The sequence below is a fragment of the Photobacterium sp. TLY01 genome (genome assembly GCF_021432065.1).
Taxonomy (GTDB): domain Bacteria; phylum Pseudomonadota; class Gammaproteobacteria; order Enterobacterales; family Vibrionaceae; genus Photobacterium; species Photobacterium halotolerans_A.
The window spans coordinates 1,494,296-1,519,222 of the sequence record NZ_CP090364.1 but is presented as its reverse complement, the minus strand read 5'-3'; the positions used below and the strand labels follow the sequence as shown (position 1 = coordinate 1,519,222).

Genomic DNA, 24,927 nt, shown 5'->3' with positions numbered 1-24,927 from the left:
TATCTAAAATCAAAGCTGAAACGATTCAGCATCGAGGTAAATAAAAAGTTTCAGCGTTGTACCAGAGAGTATAGAATATCTGAGAAGACAGTGCTGAAACCTTTCAGCTATGATGCTGGATCGATTCAGCAAGAAATGCAAACAATGGACATTGGATCCGTTTTGAATCTATGATCCACCACACACTTTGCCTGATTTTCGAGTGAATGAGACACGATGAAGTTAGATGAGATAGCCAGACTGGCAGGCGTTTCCCGTACAACGGCCAGCTATGTAATTAACGGCAAAGCCAGCCAGTACCGGATCAGTGAAAAGACCCAGCAAAAAGTCATGGCCGTGGTTGATGAACACAATTTCAAACCCGACCATGCTGCCAGCGCGCTGCGGGCAGGCAGCTCACGTTCACTTGGCCTGATCATCCCGGATCTGGAAAACTCCAGTTACGCAAAATTAGCCAAGCTGCTTGAGCGTGATGCCCGCAAAGCCGGCTATCAGGTGATTATCAGCTGTTCTGACGATGAGCCAGAGACCGAAATGAAAGTGGCGCAGACGCTGGTCGGACGGCGTATCGATGCCCTGATTGTGGCGAGCAGCTTACCTGCTGATAATGATTTTTACCGCCAGATCCAGCAAGCCGGTGTCCCGGTCATCGCGATTGACCGTGGCCTGGATGATGAGTTTTTTGCCTGTGTGATCAGTGAAGATCACGATGGAGCTTATGCGCTGACCGAGCAGCTCATTCAAGACGACACCACGTCGATTGGCCTGATTGGCGCCGTACCCGATCTGGGTATCTCGCAACAACGGGAAATGGGATTCCATGCCGCCATCCGTGATCACCGACCAGACATAGCAGTCAAAACGCTGTATGGCACTCACTTCAGTCCCGAAGAAGGCCAGCGTTTACTGCAGACCTGGATTGACAGCGATCAGGTGCCAGACAGTATTCTCATGACTTCCTACAGCTTGTTTGAAGGCATGCTGGACTGTTTTCTGTCCCACCCCGAGCTGATGACCACCACCCAACTGGCGACCTTTGGTGATCACAGATTGCTGGATTTTCTGCCCATGCGCATTCATTCTCTGCCACAGCAGTTTGAAGATATTGCTGACAGCGCACTGGAACTGGCGCTCAATGCCACCGCAGGCCGATACCGTGCCGGCGTCGAAGTGATTCCACGCCAGCTTAAAATTCGCTGAGGGAAAGTAAGTATATTCAACCTGACGTACCGAAATATAAGCATCGTCGCTGTACCAGGCGCGAACCTGCGGGTAAGGTTCGTGCCGGACCGGTCAATATATGGATCTTTGACTACGCTGACACAGAGCTACCCGGATTGCTAAAGGCAAACAGATGCATCAATCAATGTTAATGACACGCGCAGTGAGTGCCTCAGGGGCGATTGTTTCCATCGACATGGTGGGGAGAGGCTTGGCTTGTGGATGTACTTGCATCGTATGTGGTTCTCGATTGATAGCCAGACATGGCGCCATCAGAAAACATAGTTTCGCCCATGAGGTGGATGGGCAATGTAATTGGTCCGGAGAAACCGAATTACATATCCTGGCTAAAGAGGTCTTAGCCGCAGACAAAGGCATCTCATTTACCCATTGTACAATTGATGGCGTAGCCCACTCTCTCAGGGTTTCCTTCACCACCATCGAACAAGAACCCCAACTGGGTAACGTAAAGCCTGACATCCTTGGAACAACGGCAGATGGGGATGAATTCATCATAGAGATAGCGGTACACCACGCCTGCGAAGAGACTAAAATACTGCATTATCGTAAACAAAGAATGAATGCGATCGAGATTATCCTGCCACCCGATTTGTTGGACGACATCGAAATTCTCGATCTTAACTTTGTTCGAAAAGCCATTGCTGCAGCTACAATCAAACCACTCTCGATCAACCCTCTCTCCCCGGTCTGGCAGAACATAGCCGAACGCAACAAGCAAATCGTCGAACAACAGGCCGACCAGCTTAGAGAAATCAGACAAGAAATTTATGACGAGCGCCTTCGTTATAAAGAGTTGAAGCAAGAATTGGCACACATCCAAAAGTCAATTATGAATTGGGAAGCGTACAAAGCTTCACAAATGGAGCGCGCCAACCGATACCGCCATGAATTAAACCAAAAAATTGAATCCCAAGAGCACGTTAAGAATTATCGTAAAGAAGTTCAACACTACACTCAACAAACTGAAGAGCTCAATCGAAAATTCGAAATGGCATCTGCGGAGGTCGATCATCAAATACAACAGTACAAAGATAGACTCAGAACTAAAGCTCGAATTCAAATTTTGGAGAATGAAGTAAAAAGCCTCCACGAGGATATTCAATTCCTCAAATCAGCAAGAAGTGAGCTGATTTCAGATCGTGATTTATCAGCTCTAGAGCACTATATAAAAAAAATTGATTCTGCATATGTAGCCCAATATGCAGAACTAAACTATCACTGGGGAAACATTCAAAAAATCAGGCCCGATTTAAAAAAACCAGATTTTATTAGCCCTGAAAACCAGCATCTTAAAGGTTTGCCTAAATTTAAAACATATAAAGACATTCGAGGATAACAAATTCATACTGTTATGTACCTTGACAACTACCATCATCTAATTTCGGCAATGGATAAAATCCTTTGCAGAATCTTATCCATTCGTGTTGTTAAGTTCGATTTTTTTACGCTGCTTACGACCCGCCTTGTTCGCCTTTCTGTTTTTAATTTTTAGTTTCATCTGAGCATCACGAATCTGAACATGTAACTTATTTTCACTAGATATCTCTTTTAATTTTATGCTTGCTTCGATTTCAGAAGGGTCTTGATAGAAATGGTATTTAGCCATGTCTGGATTTTGATAAATTTCCTGTATCAACTCTACCGTTTCCTCCATTCGTCTAGAAGGAATGCCATTTTGATTAAAATCATCAAATGTGTAAGGTAACCGGCTAAGGGGAAACATATCAGCCATGCTTTCCCAGTCATTGCGATAATGCTCCAACATAGGCTCATCTTGCGGGCAAAGCTTCATTGGCCCAGTTCGGGCAGAATCGCAAGAACCTTGGTGCGTACGATAGTGAATGTCTGAAAATTCGACGTGATTCATGAACAGCTCATGATTACGATGCCAAGTATCATCATGGTTGTGTAGATGGCTGTTTAAGGCGTTATCTTATCAATACCCGGTCAGCTCCATGAAACCTTGTCCGTGATGACTGCCGGACGCGGTCACCGGGCCTTCCCAATACTGGAAAAGAAACGGCAGTAATTGGTCTTCCCTTTGCGCCTGCACATCAAGATCGATCTGCTGTGCTGGTACTTGCAAATGCCAGCGGATCGGGAATGCCCGGCCGGAAAGCGTGGTTGTTGCTATCGGGGTGAGCGACGCCTGATCTGAAGACAAGGCGATTGAGCGGCCATCGGGCCAGCTCAGGCTACCAAAGACAAAAGGATCATGCTGAGTACTGCGGAGCTGATAGAGCATGAGTGCGCGGCCGTCGTCCAGATGCAGAGAAAACCAGTCCCAGCCGGTTTGATGCTCAGACATCGCCTGACTGCTCCATTCGCGGTCAAACCAGCCCTCCCCCTTCACCGCCATTGTCTCACCGTCCAGTGTCACAACCCCGTCCAGCAACAAAAATGGCATGCTGTAGTAGTAAGATGCCAGCCGCGGATCCGTGGGATCTTTCTGGCTGTAACCCGCCTCACCCTGTCTGACCAGATTGCCGTAACTGCGGATATTGAGCGTTGCGGCCATGCTGGCACCTGCACTGACATCTGCAAATGTCAGGGTGCCGGGAAACGGTGATGAGTCCAGCCCCTGCCAACGCCAGTTATCCAGCCAGAGTCGGTATGGTTTGTCTTCCACGCCAGCCTGACCTATCCCCCCGCGGGCAAAGCGCTCTGCCTGCCAGCGTTTTTCTGACGTGGTTACCACAGCATGCGCCATAAACCGCTGCGTATCTTGCCAACCTGTGGCGTTGTAAGAGCCTGCAAAAGGCTGAGTGGCAATACGAAACAAAGTCCATTGCACCGCAATCCACTGGCCCTGCTCGGTTTCCAGATTGGCTGTCAGATACCACCATTCGGTGCGAAACCCCGGATGACTCAGATGATCCCTTGGAAACACCAGAGGCTGACCGGGCAAGACCTGTTCAAAACCTGTCTGGCTCTGCTGCGACAGAATGTCCGCAGTCCGGTTTTCCGGCCCGGTCGGTTCACACCCTGTTATCCCTGACAACAGGTACAGCATAAAGATAAGCCGTTGAAACAGTGCACCGACCTCCATCAGAATGCCTCCCTGAGCGACAGCATGGCTGAGCGCTTGACCAGACGCCATACCGGCCAGGCGCCGGCCAGCAGCAATGCGGTCAGCGCCGTCCCGAGTGTCAGCAGATACTGAAGCGGAAAAAACTGCACGGGCATGGTCCAGCCAAAGGAATACTTGAGCACCACATCGATCAGCAACTGTGCCAGCAGTAAGCCAAGGGGGAGTGCAATCATTGCCGTCAGCACGCCAATCGCTGCGAGCTGCCCGCCGCCGAGTAAGGCCAGTTCTTTCCCTGTCATGCCCATACAGCGTAATAGCGCAAACTGTCTCTGCCGCGACAGCTCACCCGCGATTGTCGCTATGAACAAGCCACCGATAGACACCAGCAACGTGAGTTTACCCAGGGTCGCTGTGACGACGAAGGTACGGTCAAACACCGCCAGCGCCTGGGTCATAATCTGTGCGTTATCGCGAACCTGATTGGGCTTCAGGGCAAATTTTTTCTCCAGACTCTCCTGAAAAACCGATGTGTGCTCATCCACGTTCAAGTGGATGGCAAGACTGACTTTACCATCCCGCTGAAACAGGCGGTGCCATTGCTCATCAGACACAAAGATCTGGCTGTACGGGTTGCCGTAATCATAATAAATCCCGGCCATCAGCCAGTTCTCACCCAGCCTTAACGGTAAATCAACACGCTGACCAGGCTGCCATCCCCTTTTCAGCGCCAGAGATTCACTGGCCAGGAAGACTTTCTCTGTGCCGTTGGTTTGTAGTGCCGACCAGTAGCCGTCTATGTACTGTTTCATGGGCAGCGATTGTTTTTCACCTTCTGAGCGGCCAATACTGAGCACCTGCAAGGTGTGCTCTTTCAGCTCAGCGGGGACTTCCTGCCGCCACCGCCACCATACTGCTGTCACTTCAGGCTGTTCCGCGGCCCAGTTTGCTATGCCTGCGGCCTGAGCCGTGGCAGGCTGCACATAGACATCGGCAGCCAGCCTCTGGCCCAGCCAGCTCTGGGTTGCCAGCCGAAAGCTACCCACCATGGTATCCATACCGATTGTGGCTGCGAGAGCCAGCATAAAGGCCATCGCCGCTACGCCCCGGTAACTCAGGCTGGCGGCTGCATCACTGAAAAACCAGCGCAACCGGGGCGACTTCAGCCATCTGGCAATGGCTTTAAAGGCCGCCCACAACAGAAATGGCATGATCAAACCCGCCGCCGCTAGCAGACAGCCAATCAGCACAAAGCCGGCAAACTGACTGTGATCGACAAAGTAGACAATGACAGCAGCAATCATAAATACGCCGGACATACCGGCCTGCCAGATAAATTCCCGCCAGCTGCCTCTTACCATAGTCATATGCGCAGTCAGCCTGATTGGCTGAATACGGATCAGCCTCATCAGCGGCCAGCCGCACGCCAGCAAGGTGCCAAGAACAGCGATAACCAGACTCAGCGCGCCCCATTGCCAGTGCCATCCGGTTGTCAGCGCAATATTCGCCTGATAGAGATCACTCAGTGTCACGGCGACAGAAGGCAATAGCTGACGGGCCAGAAACAGCCCCAGCAAGTTACCGCCTGCGACACCAATCAACAGCCAGATGACCACTTCAATACACAAGGCGCTGGCCAGCTGTCTGCCCGTCACCCCGGCCTGACAGAGCAAGCCAACCAGAAACTGACGTTGGGTGAACGATAATGACATCGCCTGATAGAAGATGAACAACCCGACAACAAAAGCCAGCATCCCCATAGCAAACAAATTCAGGTGAAACGCCCGGGTGAGCGGCTCCAGCTGCGCACTGTCGTTTTCCGTCAGGATCAAACCGCCGGGCAGCAGGGTGTTGATGTCCTGTTGTTGCTGAGCGCTCAATGCACCGCACAAGACGGCAGTAAATCCTGAGCGGGGAAATAACTGCCTGACCAGCCCCATGTCCGCCAGTAAGCGGGAACCCTGAATCCGGTTGTTTCCCACCAGCACCAGGCGTCCGACTGACTCGCCAGAATCCAGCGTCAGTAACTGGCCCTCTCTCAGTCCTTTTATCGCGGCCAGTTCCCGGTTTATCCATATCGGATACGGTTTTTGTGTCAGGGACAGTGCGCCTGTCACCTGGCCATTGGACTGAGTGAACGGCAGCATCACGAACGGATCGATGCCAGCCAGCGTCAGCTCACCGGCTTCGGCCGTCTGAATCCTGTGCGTGTCGAGAGGAACACATTGCTGATACCCCAGTCGCCTTAGCTGAATATAAAAGCCCTGAGGCACAGTCATGCCTGCCTGATGATGCCGGATGGCATACTGAAACGGATTATCAAATAACAGCTCGCCTTGCCTGTAGCTCGCTCTGGCCTGCTGATTAACAGCCAGCACGCCGACGAGCAGAGCAACCCCCATCATTAGCCCCAGTAGCAAAAGCACTACCTGCAGCGGGTGGCGCCGGTAATGCCCCCACAACGCATTAAAGACGGGGCTGCGCATTCAGTACGCCCCCTTTGAGCACGATGCTGCCGTTCATATGAGAAGCAACCTGCTTGCTGTGAGTCACCAGCAGTAAAGAGCAATTCAGCTGCTCACACAGCCCGGTCAGCAATCCCATCACGGCCCGGGCATTGCGCTCATCCAGGCTGCCTGTCGGTTCATCGGCCAGCAGGATGTCGGGTTCCATGTACAGGGCCCGTGCAATGGCGGCCCGTTGCTGCTGGCCCCCAGACATTTCCTCAGGGTATCGTTTCAGCAAAGGTTTTAAATCCAGTGCAGAGACAATCGTTCGCCACAATTCAGGTTTTTCCGGTAAGCCTTTCAACTGACGGCAGAACGCAATATTGTCTTGCGTTGTTAAGGTAGGAAGCAGATTAAACTGCTGAAAGATAAGACCAATATGATGACGGCGAAACGCAGTGCGCTCACGCTCTGTCACGGCATGAATCGGGGTCTCTGCCAGCCAGATTTCCCCTTGGTCAGCCTTATCCAGCCCGGCAATCAGATTGAGCAAGGTACTTTTTCCTGACCCGCTTTCCCCCATCAATGCAACCTGCTCACCCCGCTGCAGTGTCAGTTCGGCGCCCTGGAGTACAGCATGAAACTCATTGCCGTCCTGATACCCTTTGCAGAGATCAACAAGTCGTAGCATTCCCCCCTCCGCGGACACAATGCAGACCTCCATTTTAAAGTAAACCGCCGCTTATCAGCCTGAAATCAAGCTGTTTTCAAAGAATGGATTCAGGAGCTAAGTGTAGTACAAGGCTGAATAATCCGATTGGATGTTCAAAAGTGCTGACTTGTCTCATACGGGTCACCATCCCCTCACGACGAAACAAACTATCCTTATACAGCAACGCCGATGTTCAGTGTGAAGTAGCATCAACTCTGCCGTACTGGTTCAGGGGGAGCATAAATGGGGCATCCGCTAATTAAGAAATCAGCTAAGGCTGCGCTTGCCAATCTGCCAGATTACCGGCAGTGCTATGATGAATTTGATCGTGCTTGCCCCAGCGGGCCACAACTGACCGGGCTACCTGATGGTGGCCTGAATATGTGCTTTGAAGCGCTGGACCGTCACCTCAACCGTCCTGTCGCTGATAAACTCGCCATACGCTGGATCAGTAAACATGATCAGGTAACTGATTACAGTTATCGCGCTCTGTGTCAGCTCACCAGCCGCTTTGCCAGCATAGTCTCAGCCTTAGGATTACCGGTAGGTGCGCGTATCTTCAGCCTGCTCGGACGCCAGCCAGAACTCTACATTGCAGCGCTTGGCACCTTAAAAGCTGGCTGTGTTTTTACGCCGCTATTTTCTGCTTTCGGTCCTGAACCCATTCGTTCCCGTATGGAAATCGGTGAAGCCCAGTTACTACTGACGACCCTTAGCTTGTATCGCAAAAAAGTGAAACCGTGGCGAAACACCCTGCCAAATCTGAAAGCTGTCATTGTCATTGACGGCGACCCTGGATCCGAACCCGGCTGTTACTGCCTGGCGGAGCTCATGCAGCAAGCCAATTCCGACTTTCCTTGCGTCGCCACGCAACCCGAAGACATGGCGCTGCTGCACTTTACCAGCGGGACGACCGGCAAGCCGAAAGGTGTCATCCATGTGCATCAGGCCGTTGAGTACCACCAGTTATCGGCTTACTGGGCGCTGGATTTGAAACCCTCAGATATTTACTGGTGCACGGCCGATCCGGGCTGGGTCACCGGCACGTCCTACGGCATCATCGCCCCATTGTGCTTAGGTGTAACAATGATCATCGACGAGGCCGAGTTTGACACAGAGCGCTGGTATCGCCTGCTCCAGCAACAACAGGTGACTGTCTGGTATACCGCGCCAACCGCTATCCGGATGCTGATGAAAGCTGGCCCCGATATTCGAAATCAGTATGACCTTTCTGCCCTGCGTTTTATTGCCAGTGTCGGTGAACCGCTCAATCCTGAAGCCGTCATTTGGGGCCAGACTGTCTTGTCTGTCCCTTTTCATGACAACTGGTGGCAGACAGAAACCGGCGGCATCATGATTGCCAACTTTGCCAGTCAGGACATCAAACCCGGGTCTATGGGCCGCCCTCTTCCCGGTATTGAAGCGGTGATCCTCAGCCAGAATGAGAGCGGGCCGGACGAAGTGATCACCACACCGATGCAAGTTGGCGAACTTGCTCTCAAACCCGGCTGGCCATCCATGTTTCGCGGCTATCTGCATCAGGAAGAAAAATACCAGCGCAGCTTTGCTCACGGCTGGTACCTCAGCGGCGATCTGGCGATGCAGGATGAAGACGGCTATTTCTGGTTCGTCGGACGCAAAGATGATCTCATCAAGTCCTCCGGACATCTGATCGGTCCATTTGAGGTTGAAAGCGCTCTGATGGAACATGAAGCCGTGGCGGAAGTCGGTGTTATCGGTAAACCGGATCCCGTCGCGGGTGAAATCGTCAAAGCCTTTGTGACACTCAAACCCGGCTTTACACCCGATGAAGCACTGCAAAAAACCTTATTGGGTTTTGCCCGCCAGCGCCTGGGGGCTGCCGTGGCGCCTAAAGACATTGTTTTTCGCCGCAACCTGCCGAAAACCCGCAGCGGAAAAATCATGCGCCGGCTGCTGAAAGCCCGTGAACTCGGACTACCCGAAGGTGACATTTCAACTCTGGAGAGTGATGAACAATGATCAGCAAGCTCCATATCGACCGTGCTCACTTGCGCCATCAACTCAAACAAATGCTCAGGATCCGCCGTTTTGAAGAGAAATGTGCTGAGCTCTATGCACTGGAGAAAATTCGTGGCTTTCTGCACCTCTATATCGGTGAAGAAGCCGTGGCCGTTGGTGTCATGAGCGTGCTGAGTGCCGATGATCAGGTCGTTGCAACCTACAGGGAACACGGCCATGCACTGGCCCGCGGGGTAAGCATGGGCAGTATCCTGGCTGAAATGTACGGCCGGACCACAGGCTGCAGTCGCGGACGCGGCGGGTCAATGCATCTGTTCGACCGGGCCACGCATTTTTATGGCGGCAATGCCATTGTCGGTGGCGGACTCCCTCTGGCGACAGGGTTAGCGTTAGCCAACAAAAAAATGCAGCGTCTGGCGCTGACGGCCTGCTTTTTTGGTGAAGGTGCCGTTGCTGAAGGTGAATTTCATGAGAGCCTCAATCTGGCGGCTTTGTGGCAGTTGCCTGTGTTGTTTATCTGCGAAAACAACAACTACGCCATGGGCACTGCCCTGACTCTGTCTGAGTCCGAAACCAATATCGCCAGAAAAGCCGATAGCTACGGGATTGCCGCCGCGCAGGTGGATGGCATGAATGTGGTCGATGTGGAGGCCGCCACCCTGGAAGCGACGGAGTTCATTCACAAACATCAAAAGCCCTATCTGCTCGAATGTAAAACATACCGTTTTCGGGGTCACTCCAGCTTCGACAGTCAGCTCTACCGTGAAAAAGAAGAAATAGCCCTGTGGGAAGCAAAAGGTCCGGTCAAACAACTGGTCCAATGGATGCGAAACAACAGTCATTTACTGGACAGTGAGCTGGACGAATTAGAAAAAGAGGTTGAAGCAGAAATTCAGGCTGCCGTCCGTTTTGCTGAAGCCGGGGAATGGGAACCGGTTGAAGATTTGTACCGGGATGTTTATAGCCCCCGGCAGACCAACAGTTAAATCGACTTGCGGGGATAGCCAAGATGGTTTCAGAAACAATGAGCTACCGGGAAGCATTACGCGCCGGCCTGGAAGAAGCACTGATTCAGGATCCCCGGGTCTTCCTGATGGGTGAAGATGTCGGGCGGTATGGTGGCTGCTACGCCGTCAGTAAAGGACTGCTGGCCCAGTTTGGTGCTGAACGCATTATCGACACGCCACTGTGCGAATCAGGCTTTGTCGGTGTCGGCATTGGCGCGGCGCTTGGTGGAATGCGCCCGATTGTCGAGATTATGACGGTGAACTTCAGCCTGCTGGCGATGGACCAAATTGTCAATACGGCTGCGACCCTGCGTCATATGTCGGGTGGTCAGTTCAACGTCCCTTTGGTGATCCGCATGGCTTGCGGCGCTGGCAGGCAACTGGCCGCCCAACACTCACACAGCTGGGAAAATTTTTATGCCCATATCCCCGGCCTCAAAGTGCTGAGCCCGGCCACTCACAGTGATGCCAGATACATGCTGGGACAAGCGCTGGCTGATCCGGATCCTGTCCTGATTTTTGAGCACGTCATGCTGCTCAATGAACCCGGTACAGTGCCTGAAAACCCTGATGCACCAATGGACAAGGCGCTGATTCGCCGCCTGGGAACCGATATCAGTCTAATGACATATGGGGGCAACCTCCCGAAAGCGCTGGCTGCCGCTGAACAACTGCAACAAGACGGAGTCTCTGCGGAAGTGGTCGATCTGCGCTGCCTGCGCCCACTGGACAAAACGACATTGCTGGAGAGCGTCAGCAAAACTCATCGCGCCGTCATTATTGATGAAGGCTGGCAAACCGGCAGTCTGGCCGGGGAAATCAGTGCCATCATCATAGAAGCAGGATTCTGGCATCTGGATGCGCCGGTCAAACGGGTCTGTAGTGCGGAAGTGCCGATTCCCTATCCCCGACATCTGGAGCAGGCAGCCCTGCCTCAGGTTGAACAAATTGTCGCGACGGCCAAAGCCGTGATGGAAGGTCGCTGATGACTCGCCAAACCTTCGACATTGTGATGCCTGCACTGGGTGCCGATATGCGTGACGGCATGCTCACAGAATGGCTGGTTGCAGAGGGCGATCATGTCAATAAAGGTGACTCGATCGCCGTGATTGAAACCAATAAAGGTGCGATTGAGATGGAAAGCTACCATACCGGCACCATCAGCCGGCTTTTGGTACAACCAATGTCCACACTGCCCGTCGGGTCCATTCTGGCCAACATCGATCTCGACGCTGAAACTGACGCAGGCACAATTAGCGAGACACCGGCACCTAAACAGCCATCGCCCCAGAGACAGGATAAACCTCAGGCAGCTCCCGCCCCTGCACCCGATGGAATCAAAGCGGCCTCCGCACGCGCTCACGCGATCGCTCCCCTAGCTTCGCCTGTTGTCCGGGCGATGGCGCGACAACAACAGCTGAATCTGCAGAGCATCACAGGTTCTGGTCCGTTGGGTGCTATTTTATTGCGGGATCTGAACAAGGCGCATCAAACTCAGCAAGGCAGTGACGCAGAAACACCAGCAATATCACCCGCAACCAGGACAACAGACGCTGACGCCAACCGCCGTAATCAAGCCGCCATGCGAGCAGCGATTGGCGCTGCAATGGAAAAATCCAAACGGGAAATTCCCCATTACTATCTGAGCCATGACGTCGATCTCAGCGCGGCACAGCAATGGCTGAGCGATCAGAATGCCGGACGGGATCCCGAAGATCGCTTGCTGTTACCGGCCCTGCTCATCAAGGCCGTCGCCACGCTTCTGCCTCACTTTCCGACGCTGAACGGGTTCTACCAAAATGGGAGCTTTGAGCAGGCTCAAGCCATTCATATTGGTATGGTGATCAGCCTGCGGGAAGGGGGGCTGATGGTGCCTGCCATTCATCACGCTGATCAGCTCTCACTCGATGACACCATGCTGGCGCTCAGGGATATCAGTCTTCGCAGCCGCACCGGCCGGCTTCGCAGCTCTGAGCTGACCGATGCCACCATCACGATGACCAATATCGGCGATCGGGGCTGTGACAGTGTATTTGGCGTGATCTACCCGCCGCAGGTCGCGATCCTCGGCTTTGGTCGCTTACGTCAGTCACCTCAGGTGAAAAACAATCAGATTGAAATCTGCGATACCCTGACGGCTTCGCTCAGTGCTGACCACAGGGTCAGCGACGGCATCATCGGAGCCAAATTTCTTTATGCGCTGTCCCAGCAATTACAACAACCGGAGCAATTATGAGCAAAGACGACATCAGCGCCCTGATCCTGGAAGCCATACAGAGCATCGCGCCGGAAATCACAGAAGCGGACATTGATCCAAACGAGGATCTGCGCGACACATGCGATCTCGACTCAATGGATTTTCTCAACCTGCTGGCTGCTCTGAAGAAAAACTGCGGAGTGAACATTCCGGAAGCTGATTATCCGCGCATCAGAACGTTCACAGGTATGGTTGACTATCTGAATGATCGCTTGGCTTAGTGTCTGACTGGCAGAGCTTTCTCATGACACCGGAGTCCGGTGCACACCTAGCGCAAGTGCAGGCGGAGTTGCTTTTCGATTTCGAGAATCGCAAAAAATACGCAGCCGACGACAACAATAATCACCCCATCCCAGAAAGAAATCGCCACTGTGCCGAAAAGCATCTGCAGCGGTGACAGATAGGTCATGGCAAACTGTGCTAGCGTCACACAGAGAATGGTCAGCCAGACCACCTGAGTGCCTGCAACCAGTTCCCATTTCAACGATGTTCCATAAATATTTCTGATGAAGAACAGGTGGAATATTTCCATCACAACTAATGCATTGAGTGCCATTGTACGCGCCAATTCTATCGAATACGCCTGATCAACCGCGTAGGTATACATACCAAATACACCAGCAAGCAACAGAACAGAGACAAAAACAATACGCCATGCCAACTCGCCGTTCAGCAAGGGCTCATGACGCGGACGCGGTGATCTGTGCATGGTATTAGCTTCCGTCGGCTCGAAAGCCAGAGCAATTCCCAGGGTGATCGCAGTGATCAAATTCACCCATAGAATCTGGATCGGCGTGATCGGCAGTGTCATTCCAAAGAGCAAGGCAACCACTATCGTTAAAGCTTCGCCAACACTGGTTGGCATCGTCCAACTGATGACCTTTTTGATATTGTCATAAACCGTCCGCCCTTCACGAACCGCAGCGACAATAGACGCAAAATTGTCATCAACCAGCACGAGATCGGCGGCTTCTTTCGCCGCTTCACTGCCTTTAAGGCCCATGGCTATCCCTGCATCAGCACGCTTGAGTGCCGGGGCATCATTGACGCCGTCACCCGTCATCGCAATGGTCATCCCATGAGATTGAAGAGCCATCACAAGCCGCAGTTTGTCCTCCGGGCTGGTGCGAGCAAAGATATCCGTATCTATCACAGCCGCTGCCAGCGCATCATCATCCATGGCATTCAGGTCGACCCCCGTCAACACCTTGTCTGGATTTTGCAAATGCAATTGTTTCGCGATCGCGGCAGCTGTGCCCTTGTGATCACCGGTAATCATTTTTACCCGGATACCGGCCGTTTGGCATTCCGCGATCGCGTCAATGGCTTCAGGACGCGGCGGGTCGATCAGACCAACAACGCCAATCAATGTCAGATCCTGCTCAACATCGGTAAACTCAAGAACAGTATGATCCGGTGGTACTGATTTGACAGCGAAGGCGAGTACGCGCTGTCCTTGAGCCGCAATGTCCTCAGCTTGCTGATGCCAGTCACTGGCGTTAAAGGCTTCGCTTTTTCCAGCCCCTGTGCGCTGCTGTGAACACATCAAAAAAATTTGCTCCGGAGCCCCCTTTACCGCAATAAATGCGTGGTTTTCGTGATCGTGATTGAGTGTGGCCATGAAACGGTGTTTCGCATCAAATGGAATCACATCGGTCCGCATCCAGCCGCTGAGTTCCTCCTGAATATCCATGCCGATTTTACCGGTCAGGGCGAGCAAAGCGCCTTCCATCGGGTCGCCAACAACAACCCACACACCATCATGGTGATGTAATGAAGCGTCATTACACAAGACGGCGACACGGCCAAGTTCATCCAGGATAGCGTGTTCATTCTTACTGACGGTTCTGGCATTTAAGCGAATGTCCCCTTTCGGCTCATACCCCATCCCATCGACTGAGAATGCATGGGCTTGAGTCACGACAGAAGCAGCCATCATCTCGTTACAAGTCAATGTGCCCGTCTTATCCGTACAAATGACCGATACCGCCCCCAGCGTTTCAATGGCCGGTAAACGCCTGACAATGACATTACGGCGTGCCATGGTCTGCACGCCAACAGCCAGCGTGATGGTCAGCACCGCTGGCAGTCCCTCTGGGATGGCAGCGACTGAAAGCCCCACAACAGCCATCAGCATTTCTGAGAAAGAAAAATTGCCAACAAAATACCCGTAGACCAGAACTACGGCGGCAATTAACAAAATCAGGGCGGTTAACCATCGCGCAAACACATTCATCTGTCTGATCAATGGTGTGGTTAATGTTTCTATGGTTGAAAGCATACCGCTGATACGGCCAATTTCCGTGTCAGCGCCGGTAGCAACCACAACCCCCCATCCCAGTCCGCTGGTCACAAGTGTACCGCTGTATGCCATACATACTCTGTCTCCGAGAGCAGAGTTCATTGCAACAGCGCGTGTGTCTTTCTTCACGGCAACAGATTCGCCAGTCAGTATTGCTTCCTGAATCTGAAGGCTGTTCACCTGAAAAAGCCGGAGATCGGCGGGCACCTTATCTCCGGCTTCAAGCAGTACGATGTCTCCGGGCACGAGCTTTTCGCCTTCGACCGTATGGCGCCCACCTTCTCGCAGCACTGATGCTTTGAGTGCCAGCATATGACGAATAGCATCCATCGCCTGTTCTGCTTTCCCTTCCTGAATAAAACCAATCGCCGCATTCACAATAACGACAGCCAGGATCACAAAGGTATCAGCCACATGCCCGAGCATCGCCGTCATGGTTGCAGAACCAAGAAGCACGTAGATAAGAATATTGTGGAACTGCTTTAGAAAACGATACAGCGGATGTGTCTTGGGGAGCTCTGGCAAACGGTTGGGGCCATAGACAGACAAACGTTTTGCCGCTTCATGTGAAGAAAGGCCGTTTTTATGCGAATTCATGGCATCAATGACATCTTCTGATGCCATTTCGTGCCATTCCCTCTTTGTACGGCTTGCTGCTAAACGTTGCATTGTCTGATGACCGTCTTCCGAAAAACCGGCAATAGCTGATGGGTGATCTCTCAATCTCTATCCATTAATGGCAGACGCTGATGAGGAATCAAGGCTGACAACAAGAAATCGATTGTTCCAGCATAACTTGACTCACCTTTTGGGTGGAAACTCCTAAAATCAAATGAGTCCAGGCTCTGAGTTCGCCAGCAACATCAGAGTGTCCAAAAGGAGAGCAGTATGACTTCCGATCACCACAACACTGCCAATCCGATCATTTACTGGTACCACCAACTACGCGCCACAGACATTCCTTTCGTGGGCGGTAAAAATGCCAGTCTGGGTGAAATGATCAGCCAATTGAAAGAAACAGGCATAAAAGTGCCGATGGGCTTTGCCACCAGCGCCCAACTCTTTCGCGACTTTCTGAATCAGAATCAGCTAGATGCTCCCATTGCCCAATTGCTGGCCGATCTGACAGCCGGCGTCACCACTCTGGCAGACACGGGTGCAAAAATCAGAGCACTGATCACCCAGGGCACTTTCACCACGCAGCAAGAAGAAGCGATTACCGGTGCTTATCAGGAACTTTGTGACCAACTGAAAACCGCCAATGTCAGCGTTGCGGTCAGAAGCTCCGCCACAGCTGAAGATTTGCCTGACGCCAGCTTTGCCGGTCAGCAGGAAAGTTATCTCAATGTTTGCGGTGGCGAACAGGTAATACATGCCTGCCTGCAATGCTTTGCCTCACTCTATACAGACAGGGCAATTGTCTATCGTCAGGAAAAAGGCTTTGCTCACCAGCAGGTCGCCTTGTCTGTCGGCGTTCAGCAAATGGTGGAATCTGAAGCCGCTGGGGTGATGTTCAGTTTAGATACTGAAAATGGGTTTCCCGATGTCGTGATTATCAATGGGACGTGGGGGCTGGGTGAAACGCTCGTTCAAGGTCGCGTGACACCGGATCGTTTCATGGTTTATAAGCCGCTTCTGGAAAAACCTGGCAAGCGCCCGATCATCGAAAAACAACCCGGTAATAAACAACAGAAGATGATGTATGCATCCATCAGTCAACAAGATAACTCAGACACCGGCCAGACGGTCGTGCTTCCGACAACCGAGCAAGAGCGCAGTGCATTGGTTCTGTCGGATGATGAAATTTTACAACTGGCGCGCTGGGCGGTGATCATTGAACGCCATTACGGGTGTGCGATGGATATGGAATGGGCGAAAGACAGCCAGGGGCTTTATCTGGTTCAGGCCCGGCCTGAAACCGTACAATCACAGAAAAAACAATCCGTGCTGGTGAACTACAGGCTGAAAGAGAAATCGGCCCTGTTACTGGAAGGTGCGAGCGTCGGTAGCGCGATTGCTACCGGCCAGGTTTTTCTGATCAACGACCCGCATCAGGCCGATCAATTTCCGCAAGGTGCGATTCTGGTGACTGAGAAAACCGATCCAGACTGGGTGCCATTGATGCGAAAAGCCGCAGGGATCATCACAGATACCGGCGGCCCGACCAGCCATGCGGCTATCGTGAGCCGTGAACTGAAAGTGCCCGCCATTGTCGGTACCGAGCATGCAACCCGAAGCCTGACTGACGGACAAGCGATCACCTTGAGTTGTGCCGGCGGGACGGTCGGCCAAGTGTACGAAGGCACTTTAAGCTACGACACCCAGCACGTAGATCTGGATGATATTCCGCAGACCCGGACAGCTGTCATGATTAACGCCGCCATGCCAGAAGGCGTGTTTCGCTGGTGGCAGTTACCGGCGGCCGGCATCGGCCTAACCCGGATTGAATTTATGATCTCAAGCCAGATCAGGGTTCATCCGATGGCACTGCTCCATCCCGAAAAAGTGACAGACCCAGCCGTTCGTCAGACGATCAGCCAGTTGACGCAAGGCTATGCTTACCCGCCGGATTACTTCATCCATCATCTGGCGATGGGTGTGGGAAAAATTGCAGCCTCACAATACCCGAAACCCGTCATTGTCAGAATGTCAGATTTTAAATCCAATGAATATCGGGGCCTGCTGGGCGGTGAATTTTTCGAACGCCACGAAGAAAACCCAATGCTGGGCCTGCGCGGGGCTTCACGCTATTACCATCCGCTGTACCGTGAAGCGTTTAAACTGGAATGCCAGGCCATCGTCAGCGCTCGTCAGGAGATGGGCTTTGATAACATCATTGTCATGATCCCATTTTGCCGAACAACCGGTGAAGCCGATAAAGTGTTGGATGTCATGGCTGAAGCCGGGCTGAAACGTGGTGAAAATGGTCTGCAGGTGTATGTGATGTGCGAGATCCCCTCGAACGTGATTCTGGCAGACCGGTTCGCACAACGCTTTGACGGTTTCTCAATCGGCAGTAACGATCTCACCCAGTTAGTTCTGGGAATCGATCGTGATTCAGCCGAACTGAAACCATTATTTGATGCAAGGGACGATGCAGTCAAAGAAATGATCGCCCAGGTGATCACTGTCGCGCATCAGTATGGCTGTAAGGTTGGGATCTGTGGTCAGGCGCCGTCAGATTACCCAGAATTTGCCGAGTTTCTGGTCAATTGCGGTATCGATTCGATCTCCCTGAACCCCGACTCCTTCGCCAAAGGGTGCCGGCAAATCGCGATTGCAGAACTCAAATACCAAATCAATACTGCCGGTCACGAATAACCCAAAACAGATTTGTACGCGCTTTAAGAACCCGCTGGGATGTACCGTTTCAGGTCATCCCAGCGAAACGTGGGACCATCAGAACACACATACTTGTCCTTCAGGTAACAGTGCCCGCAGGTTCGGACCCCACAGTGCATACGGCGTTCAATGGACAGATAAATCGATTGTTCAGTCACCCCGCTGGCAACCAGATACTTTGCCACAGCAAACATCATGGCTTGCGGGCCAGCCAGCAGCACCACGTCCGGAGATTCATCAAACTGACCGAGTACAGTGGGCAGAATATCGACCGGCGTACCGCCGGATTCATTTTCGCCCGGCTCGGTGTCACCGTTCTCAATCATATTAAAAACCGGGATGTGGCGCTGCCAATCGCTGCGTTCCGGCCTCAACATCTTCGCCTGACGGTTTCGCGCCCCGTATACCACCATCAATTGGGTATACGTTTTTTGTTCGATGAGCTGATTCACCACACCGACTAAAGGTGCCAGGCCGCAGCCGCCGCCGACAACAAGCACCCTTTTATTGCACACTTGATCCATCGGCCAGCCTTTACCATAGGGCCCTTTGGCCCCCAGGATCTGCCCGGCTTCAAGCTCAAACAAGGCTGAAGTGACACGGCCTATTTTTCGGACTAGCGCCCTAAAATTTCCATGTTGATCAGGAAGCTGTGTAAAAGTGAATGGTGCTTCACCCACAGAAGGCAGACACAGCATGAAAAACTGCCCTGTCTTAGCCTTCATCCAGTCACCCTGCACCTCTGTGGTCTGGGATGCCGTGTTTAACAGACGAAAGGTAAAATGGCGGGCATGCTCACCATCATCATAAAAATCGATCAGACGAACAGCAGTTGGCGTGAGACTATGCATCTTTCTCTATCCTTTTCATGACCGAATGCACCCCGATGACACCCGGGCAAGTCTGCTCACAGCGCCCGCAGCCGACACAGCCATACCGCCCAAATTCTGGCAAGAAATCATCACTGAATTTGTGGTACCAAAAGCGCTTCACCCGCTCACCGGCCTGCTCTGCGGGATGATGCAAACTGGCCTCACGCTGAAACCCTTCGTACAAACACGAATCCCAGAAGCGCACCTGCCGGGCCTGAGACGGCGGCTTATCAGGGGCGTCTTGCAACACAGCCTGATTTTGTGTGCCGTAACAAGAGCAGGTCGGACACAAGGTGGTGCAACCGGAACACGCAATACACTGAATCGCGAGTTGCTGCCAGAACGCATCCGGCGCCTGGTCACGGTTCAGCTTTTCTATGCCTTCCAGAATATAAGAATGATCGTCGAACTCATGCTCGCACTGGGTCAGGTTGTCCGAGCGCAAATTTTGAGCATGACCTGTTGCAGGCGTCAGTGCCAGACCTTGCAGTGCGGCACGGCCTGGTTCCGTCACCACAATCAATAACCAGCGATCATCGTCAAGCGGATGCAAAATCAGATCGGCCGTGTTATCTCTGACCCCCGGTCCGGCATCGACCAGATTGCAAAATCCATTCTGGCAAGGGTGAACACAATCCACGCCAACCAACAAGGCTTGTTGCCGCCGGGCCTGATAATAAGGATCCTGTTCAAAAAAGATGTCCTGATAATGAATGGCCATCAGATCGCAGCTCTGAACCCCGAACAAGACAAAAGGTTCTGGTTTCGGGATGGTTTCCCGGAAAAACTGACCATCGAAAACATACAAGGTCTCCTGTTCAGCAAAGAAAAAGCTTTTGGCTGAACTCAGTGGCCGCTGCTGACTCAGTACCGGAAAAGGCGGTTGCGCTTGATGCTGCCAGTACGCGTCACCATGGTTATCGACCACCTGATACAACTGACGGCTCTGGGATAAGTGCGCTTGCAGTTGCTGAAGCGAGTGAAGCACATACTGCTGCATGTTACTGGCCCTCCGATAAGTGCTCGATATCTTTGGGCTCCTGCCCCGGGGGTAATGGCACCACAGACACAGCACATGCTTTGAGCTCAGGCATTTTCGTGATTGGATCCTGCGCAGTATTGGTCAACTGGTTCGACGGGGCTTCTTTAAAATGGTATGGCATTGACACCAGGCCCGGAGGGACATCATCGGTGATCATGGCGCGAGTCTCCACATAGCCCCGGCGAGAGAGGATCCCCACTGGCGAGTAACGCTGAATATGCAGTGTTCTGGCATCTGCCGGGTTGATGAAAAGAAGTCCCGCAGGCGTTTCCCGTTCCAGCAACGGAGATTTTCGGGTCATAGAACCACAACCGTAATGACATGAAAGCCGGTTCGTGGTCAGAATAAGTGGGTATTGTTCGTCGGTCTTTTCATCAATATCAATCTGATGTACCGGGATCAACCGTGCCTTCCCAATAGGAAACTTCGTCTGATGTAAGATAGCCGTTCCTTGTGGGGCATCCTGATTGCAGGGCCACTGTAAGCCATGAGCCAGCGCAATCCCTGAATAAGTCATGCCCTGATATGACGGCGTCAGCGAGGCCATCTCGTCAAACACAGCCTCGCTGTTGGCCCAGCTGAGCGCATGGCTGCCCAGTGTTTCAGCCAATGCCTTCAACCACTGCCAGTCACCCATGGCTGAGCCTGGTGGCTGCAAAGCCTGAGCAATATGCTGTACGCGTCGCTCGCAGTTGGTAAAAGAGCCTTCTTTCTCGGCAAAGGATGCCGCTGGCAGGATGTAATCGGCCAGCTTGGCTGTCTCCGTCATGGTTAGTTCAGCAACCACCAGCAGATCCATTTTCTTCATAGCCACGCGGACATGATTCTGATCCGGATCAGTCACTACCGGATCTTCGCCGAATAAAATCAGACCACGAAATTCACCGGCCAGTGCCGCTTTGGTCATCCCCAGCGACGTCAGCCCTGGTCGGGTTGCAACCGGCTCTCCCCAGGCTTGCGCAAACTTGTCTTGCACAAGCTTATCTTCAACCGCCTGATAACCCGGATAGACATTCGGCAGGCAGCCCATATCGCATGCGCCCTGCACATTATTTTGTCCGCGTAACGGGTTGATACCAGTGCCGGGACGACCAATCTGGCCACAAACCAAAGCCAGATTAGACAGTGCAATCACATTCGAAGTCCCGCTGACAAACTGGGTAATTCCCATGCCGTACAGAATCATGGCGCTTTTGGCCTGACCATAGAGTTCCGCGACTGTCCGGATCTTGGCTGCGCTGATGCCTGTACTCAGTTCAGCCAGCTCAGGCGTGATTGCCTTCACACTGCGCGCCAGGGCTTCAAAACCCTCACAGCGCTGACTGACAAACGACGCGTCATACAGCTTTCGCTTGATGAGAACGTGCAAGATCGCATTAATCAGCGCGATGTTACTGCCCGGTTTCAGCTGGAGATGCACATCCGCCATTTTAGCCAGCCGGGTCACTCGGGGATCAATAACCACCAATTTCGCCCCTCGTAACCGGGCTTCAATCATCTGTCCGCCAAAAACGCTGTGATTTTCTGTCGGATCTGCACCGATCACAACAATCAGTTCGGTCTCGAAAATATCTTTGGTGCTATTGGTCATTGCACCGGAACCTAAGGTTTGTTTCAGCCCGGCAACCGTGGGGCTGTGACAAATACGGGCACAATGATCAATGTTGTTAGTCTTCAGGACGACTCGGGCAAACTTCTGAGCGGCATAGTTATCTTCATTGGTTGCGCGTGCGCTGCTGATAACGCCGACAGCATCAGAACCGTGCTCAGCCTGGATCTCTCTTATCGCCTCACTGATCTCGCTCAGCGCCTCATCCCAACGGATGGGATAAAAGCGATCCTGAATCCGCTTCAGCGGCTCAGTAATCCGGTTGTCAGGACGGATGGCATAGGCCGTGCTCCAGCCTTTTTCACACAGCTTTCCGCGGCTCACTGGATGGCTTTGCTGAGGTTCAACCCCTGCCAGCTTACCCTGTTCATCAATTTTCAGATTGATCCCGCAGCCGACACCACAAAAAGGACAGACTGTTTTCACTCTTGAAGAAGCCATTGCCATTCACACTCAATCAGCGGGCTCTGGCATTGAGTATAGCAATCCAGCACGACGCGAATTCATGCAGGCACTTTCTTTCTCACTTAAAAACTGATCATTCTTTATTCTGATCAGCGGCTGGTTTTCTCAGGTAAATTACGTAATACACCAAACCAACCAAGACGCTCCCGCCGACCAGATTTCCCAGAATGACAGGGATCAGGTTACTGATCAGGCCCAGCCAGCCCACAGCACCGGCCACTGCGCCTGTATCAGAAAATGCCTGAATGAACATGGCTAATGGAATGAAGAACATATTCGCAATACTGTGCTCAAAACCTGCCGCGACAAAAGCAGAGATTGGAAAAACAATCGCGACCGCTTTATCAATGACACTCCGCCCGGCCATTGCCATCCAGATCGCCATACAAACCAGAATGTTACACAACACACCTCTGAAAAATGCGCTCCAGAACGTTAAGCTGCATTTTGCTTCAGCGATCTGCAGATAACGCTCTGCAATGACCCCGTGATTCATTTCAGTATGTCCAGAGGCATACACCAAAAAGGCCAGTCCCGCCGCACCGATAAAGTTTGAACCACAGACCACCAGCCAATTCTTTAGCAGCTCAGCCGTTGAAATCTTTTTATCGGCCCAGGCCATCGCCAGTAAATTATTTCCGGTAAACAACTCAGCCCCGGCGACCACCACCAGCAACAGCCCCAGTGAAAATGCGATACCCCCTAACAGTTGACTGGTACCAAAGCCCAGACTCGCGTCAGATTTGATTATCACAAAGTACAAGGCCCCCAAGCCAATAAAGGCACCCGCCAGAATGCCCAGCATGACCATAGACAACAACGGCAGGCGGGCTTTTATCACGCCGATACTGTCCACTTTTTCAGCGATTTGCTTGGGTGAAAAGGCATCAAACCCGAAAAGATCAGCCATGGTTCACTCCGGTCAAAGACATAAGTTCAAAGCGCTAAACGGAAGCCGTATCTGTCATGGGTAATTCTAGTACAGTGATCCGGCCGGAGGCTGTCTGCTTATTCTGTCTTTAATACCATTTTTCAATACTTAACAATCAGTTGAAGAAAACCTTTCCATTTGGCCCGCCTTCTCACAATTAAGTTATAAGGCACGACTGTGCCTTTCCACACTCTGCTCAGGCGATACTCAGCAACAAAGCAGGCTGTTTTAGCCAGCCACCAAATTATTCATCCAGGCTTTTGAGCGGATACGGATGCTGGAACCGATGATTTTCACCACCTCTTCCAATACCAGCATGGCGTACACCCATTCCAGCGGCAGTTTCAGCACAAAGGCACAAAATGCGGTCAGCGGGATCCCGATCATCCATTGCGCGGCAATATCCTGATAAAAGCAGAAACGAATGTCACCACCTGCCCGTAGCACGCCCACGATCATGGTCATCGGCAGGCTTTTCACGATCATACCGGCGCAAAAAATCATGAAGAAATGTTCAGTCAGTTCCCGGGTTTCCGGCGTCATGGCTGCAAATAAATCCAGTACAGGATCGCGGATCAGGAGCATGAGGCCTGCCGTGACCACAGCAAAGCCAAAATTGATCACAGTCACAGCCCAGGCCTGCCGGTAAGCCTGCGCCATGTTGCTGCCACCCAACTGATTGCCAATCAGCACGGCTGACGCATTGGATATACCAATCAGCATCGCCAGCGCCAGTGACTCAATCGGCGTCATCACAGATAAGGCCACCAAACCATCGACACCGGCCTGCCCGATAATGACGTGGTACATGAAGATCCCGCCCGACCAGGCAAGATGGTTAAAGGTTGTTGGCAGCGACAACTTCAGAAAGCGGTTGATCATCTGGGCATTGAACACTTCAGGAAACAGCGACCAGCGCAGCGCAATCGGGTGATCCTTGAGATGCAGATAACCAAATAACAGCGCGATTTCAACCAGACCGCTGATGGCTGTGGCCCATGCAGCGCCGGCAATGCCATAAGCCGGCATCCCCAGATGTCCGAAAATCAGGACCCAGTTCAGAAACAGATTCAGCGCGATACCCACAGCACTGAACAGTGTGCTGATCGCCGGCTGATGCATGGCACGTAGCCCCACAGAAACACTGCTGCCCCACGACACAGCGTACAGACTCACCGCAGTAATTTGCAGGTACTCGGCGCCCCGGGCAATCACCTCAGGGTTATTGGTCGCTAATCCAATCACCTGTTCAGGCAGCACCAGAAATACCAGCGCAGCCAATGTGGCGACCAGGGTTGTCATGGTCAGCGTCAGCGCAACACTTTGTTTCATCCCGTGTTGATTGCCCGCGCCCCAGTACTGGGCCGCCAGTAGTGCCCCGCCCGTCGTCACCCCAAACAGCATAATAGTAACGACAAACAGTGCCCGGCCGGCAATACCAATCGCCGCTACATCCAGTTCATTGAGCTGGCCCAGCATCAGAATATCGACCAGACTACGGCTGGAAAACAGCATCACCTGTAAGGCGATCGGAAAAGCAATCGCCAACAGGCGACGGACAAACACCCCGTCAAAAAAGGGAGGAGCAGATGGCGACATACAGAGTCCTGAGAAATAAGGGGAGCATCAGAAAAGCGACAGGCCAGATTTTATACTGACCCTTTCAAATC

18 protein-coding genes are annotated in these 24,927 nt (G+C 52.4%); 8 read left to right on the top strand and 10 right to left on the bottom strand.

Annotation, left to right across the window (positions count from 1 at the left end):
• Window positions 1-216 precede the first annotated feature (216 nt).
• Window positions 217-1,200, top strand: a complete 984-nt coding sequence (gene cra, locus LN341_RS07415) for a catabolite repressor/activator (RefSeq protein ID WP_234204613.1) — start codon at window positions 217-219, stop codon at window positions 1,198-1,200.
• A 154-nt stretch (window positions 1,201-1,354) separates the two neighbouring features.
• Window positions 1,355-2,578: a hypothetical protein gene (locus LN341_RS07410; RefSeq protein ID WP_234204612.1), complete on the top strand. Its 1,224-nt coding sequence runs from the start codon at window positions 1,355-1,357 to the stop codon at window positions 2,576-2,578.
• A 75-nt stretch (window positions 2,579-2,653) separates the two neighbouring features.
• On the opposite strand, the gene LN341_RS07405 is transcribed toward LN341_RS07410, so the two are convergent.
• The 4 genes from LN341_RS07405 to LN341_RS07390 all read right to left on the bottom strand — a co-directional run bounded on the left by LN341_RS07405 (window position 2,654) and on the right by LN341_RS07390 (window position 7,408).
• Window positions 2,654-3,109: a hypothetical protein gene (locus tag LN341_RS07405; RefSeq protein WP_234204610.1), complete on the bottom strand. Its 456-nt coding sequence runs from the start codon at window positions 3,107-3,109 to the stop codon at window positions 2,654-2,656.
• A gap of 69 nt (window positions 3,110-3,178) precedes the next feature.
• On the bottom strand, window positions 3,179-4,342 hold the full coding sequence (locus tag LN341_RS07400; protein ID WP_234204608.1) for a lipocalin-like domain-containing protein: 1,164 nt from the start codon (window positions 4,340-4,342) through the stop codon (window positions 3,179-3,181).
• Window positions 4,291-6,756, bottom strand: coding sequence for an FtsX-like permease family protein (locus tag LN341_RS07395; protein WP_234204606.1), 2,466 nt, complete (start codon window positions 6,754-6,756; stop codon window positions 4,291-4,293). The genes LN341_RS07400 and LN341_RS07395 overlap by 52 nt, the downstream gene beginning before the upstream one ends.
• Window positions 6,737-7,408, bottom strand: a complete 672-nt coding sequence (locus LN341_RS07390) for an ABC transporter ATP-binding protein (RefSeq protein ID WP_234204604.1) — start codon at window positions 7,406-7,408, stop codon at window positions 6,737-6,739. Before LN341_RS07390 ends, LN341_RS07395 begins: the two co-directional genes overlap by 20 nt.
• 264 nt (window positions 7,409-7,672) lie before the next feature.
• Here LN341_RS07390 and acsA point away from each other — a divergent pair, with 264 nt between their 5' ends.
• Genes acsA through LN341_RS07365 form a run of 5 tightly spaced genes read left to right on the top strand, consistent with a single transcriptional unit; the run spans window position 7,673 to window position 12,915 of the window.
• On the top strand, window positions 7,673-9,430 hold the full coding sequence (gene acsA / locus LN341_RS07385) for an acetate--CoA ligase (protein WP_234204602.1): 1,758 nt from the start codon (window positions 7,673-7,675) through the stop codon (window positions 9,428-9,430).
• Window positions 9,427-10,416: a pyruvate dehydrogenase (acetyl-transferring) E1 component subunit alpha gene (gene pdhA, locus LN341_RS07380; protein WP_046220667.1), complete on the top strand. Its 990-nt coding sequence runs from the start codon at window positions 9,427-9,429 to the stop codon at window positions 10,414-10,416. Before acsA ends, pdhA begins: the two co-directional genes overlap by 4 nt.
• Window positions 10,417-10,439: 23 nt before the next feature.
• Window positions 10,440-11,423: an alpha-ketoacid dehydrogenase subunit beta gene (locus LN341_RS07375; protein ID WP_234204600.1), complete on the top strand. Its 984-nt coding sequence runs from the start codon at window positions 10,440-10,442 to the stop codon at window positions 11,421-11,423.
• Window positions 11,423-12,673, top strand: coding sequence for a dihydrolipoamide acetyltransferase family protein (locus LN341_RS07370; RefSeq protein WP_234204598.1), 1,251 nt, complete (start codon window positions 11,423-11,425; stop codon window positions 12,671-12,673). The genes LN341_RS07375 and LN341_RS07370 overlap by 1 nt, the downstream gene beginning before the upstream one ends.
• Window positions 12,670-12,915, top strand: coding sequence for an acyl carrier protein (locus tag LN341_RS07365; RefSeq protein WP_234204596.1), 246 nt, complete (start codon window positions 12,670-12,672; stop codon window positions 12,913-12,915). Before LN341_RS07370 ends, LN341_RS07365 begins: the two co-directional genes overlap by 4 nt.
• A gap of 47 nt (window positions 12,916-12,962) precedes the next feature.
• On the opposite strand, the gene LN341_RS07360 is transcribed toward LN341_RS07365, so the two are convergent.
• On the bottom strand, window positions 12,963-15,620 hold the full coding sequence (locus LN341_RS07360) for a cation-transporting P-type ATPase (protein ID WP_234204595.1): 2,658 nt from the start codon (window positions 15,618-15,620) through the stop codon (window positions 12,963-12,965).
• Between the two features lie 264 nt (window positions 15,621-15,884).
• Here LN341_RS07360 and ppsA point away from each other — a divergent pair, with 264 nt between their 5' ends.
• Entirely contained in the window at window positions 15,885-18,317 is a 2,433-nt protein-coding gene (gene ppsA, locus LN341_RS07355) for a phosphoenolpyruvate synthase (RefSeq protein ID WP_234204593.1), read from the top strand.
• Window positions 18,318-18,340: 23 nt separating this feature from the next.
• On the opposite strand, the gene LN341_RS07350 is transcribed toward ppsA, so the two are convergent.
• From LN341_RS07350 to LN341_RS07330, 5 genes are all read right to left on the bottom strand, one after another.
• Window positions 18,341-19,189: an FAD-binding oxidoreductase gene (locus tag LN341_RS07350; RefSeq protein ID WP_234204591.1), complete on the bottom strand. Its 849-nt coding sequence runs from the start codon at window positions 19,187-19,189 to the stop codon at window positions 18,341-18,343.
• Window positions 19,182-20,210, bottom strand: a complete 1,029-nt coding sequence (locus LN341_RS07345) for a 4Fe-4S dicluster domain-containing protein (RefSeq protein WP_234204590.1) — start codon at window positions 20,208-20,210, stop codon at window positions 19,182-19,184. The genes LN341_RS07350 and LN341_RS07345 overlap by 8 nt, the downstream gene beginning before the upstream one ends.
• 1 nt (window position 20,211) lies before the next feature.
• Window positions 20,212-22,302, bottom strand: a complete 2,091-nt coding sequence (gene fdhF, locus LN341_RS07340; RefSeq protein WP_234204588.1) for a formate dehydrogenase subunit alpha — start codon at window positions 22,300-22,302, stop codon at window positions 20,212-20,214.
• A 97-nt stretch (window positions 22,303-22,399) separates the two neighbouring features.
• Window positions 22,400-23,236 carry a formate/nitrite transporter family protein gene (locus tag LN341_RS07335; protein ID WP_234204587.1) on the bottom strand — a complete coding sequence of 279 codons (837 nt, stop codon included), beginning with the start codon at window positions 23,234-23,236 and terminating at the stop codon, window positions 22,400-22,402.
• A 249-nt stretch (window positions 23,237-23,485) separates the two neighbouring features.
• On the bottom strand, window positions 23,486-24,856 hold the full coding sequence (locus tag LN341_RS07330; RefSeq protein WP_234204585.1) for an MATE family efflux transporter: 1,371 nt from the start codon (window positions 24,854-24,856) through the stop codon (window positions 23,486-23,488).
• Window positions 24,857-24,927 lie beyond the last annotated feature (71 nt).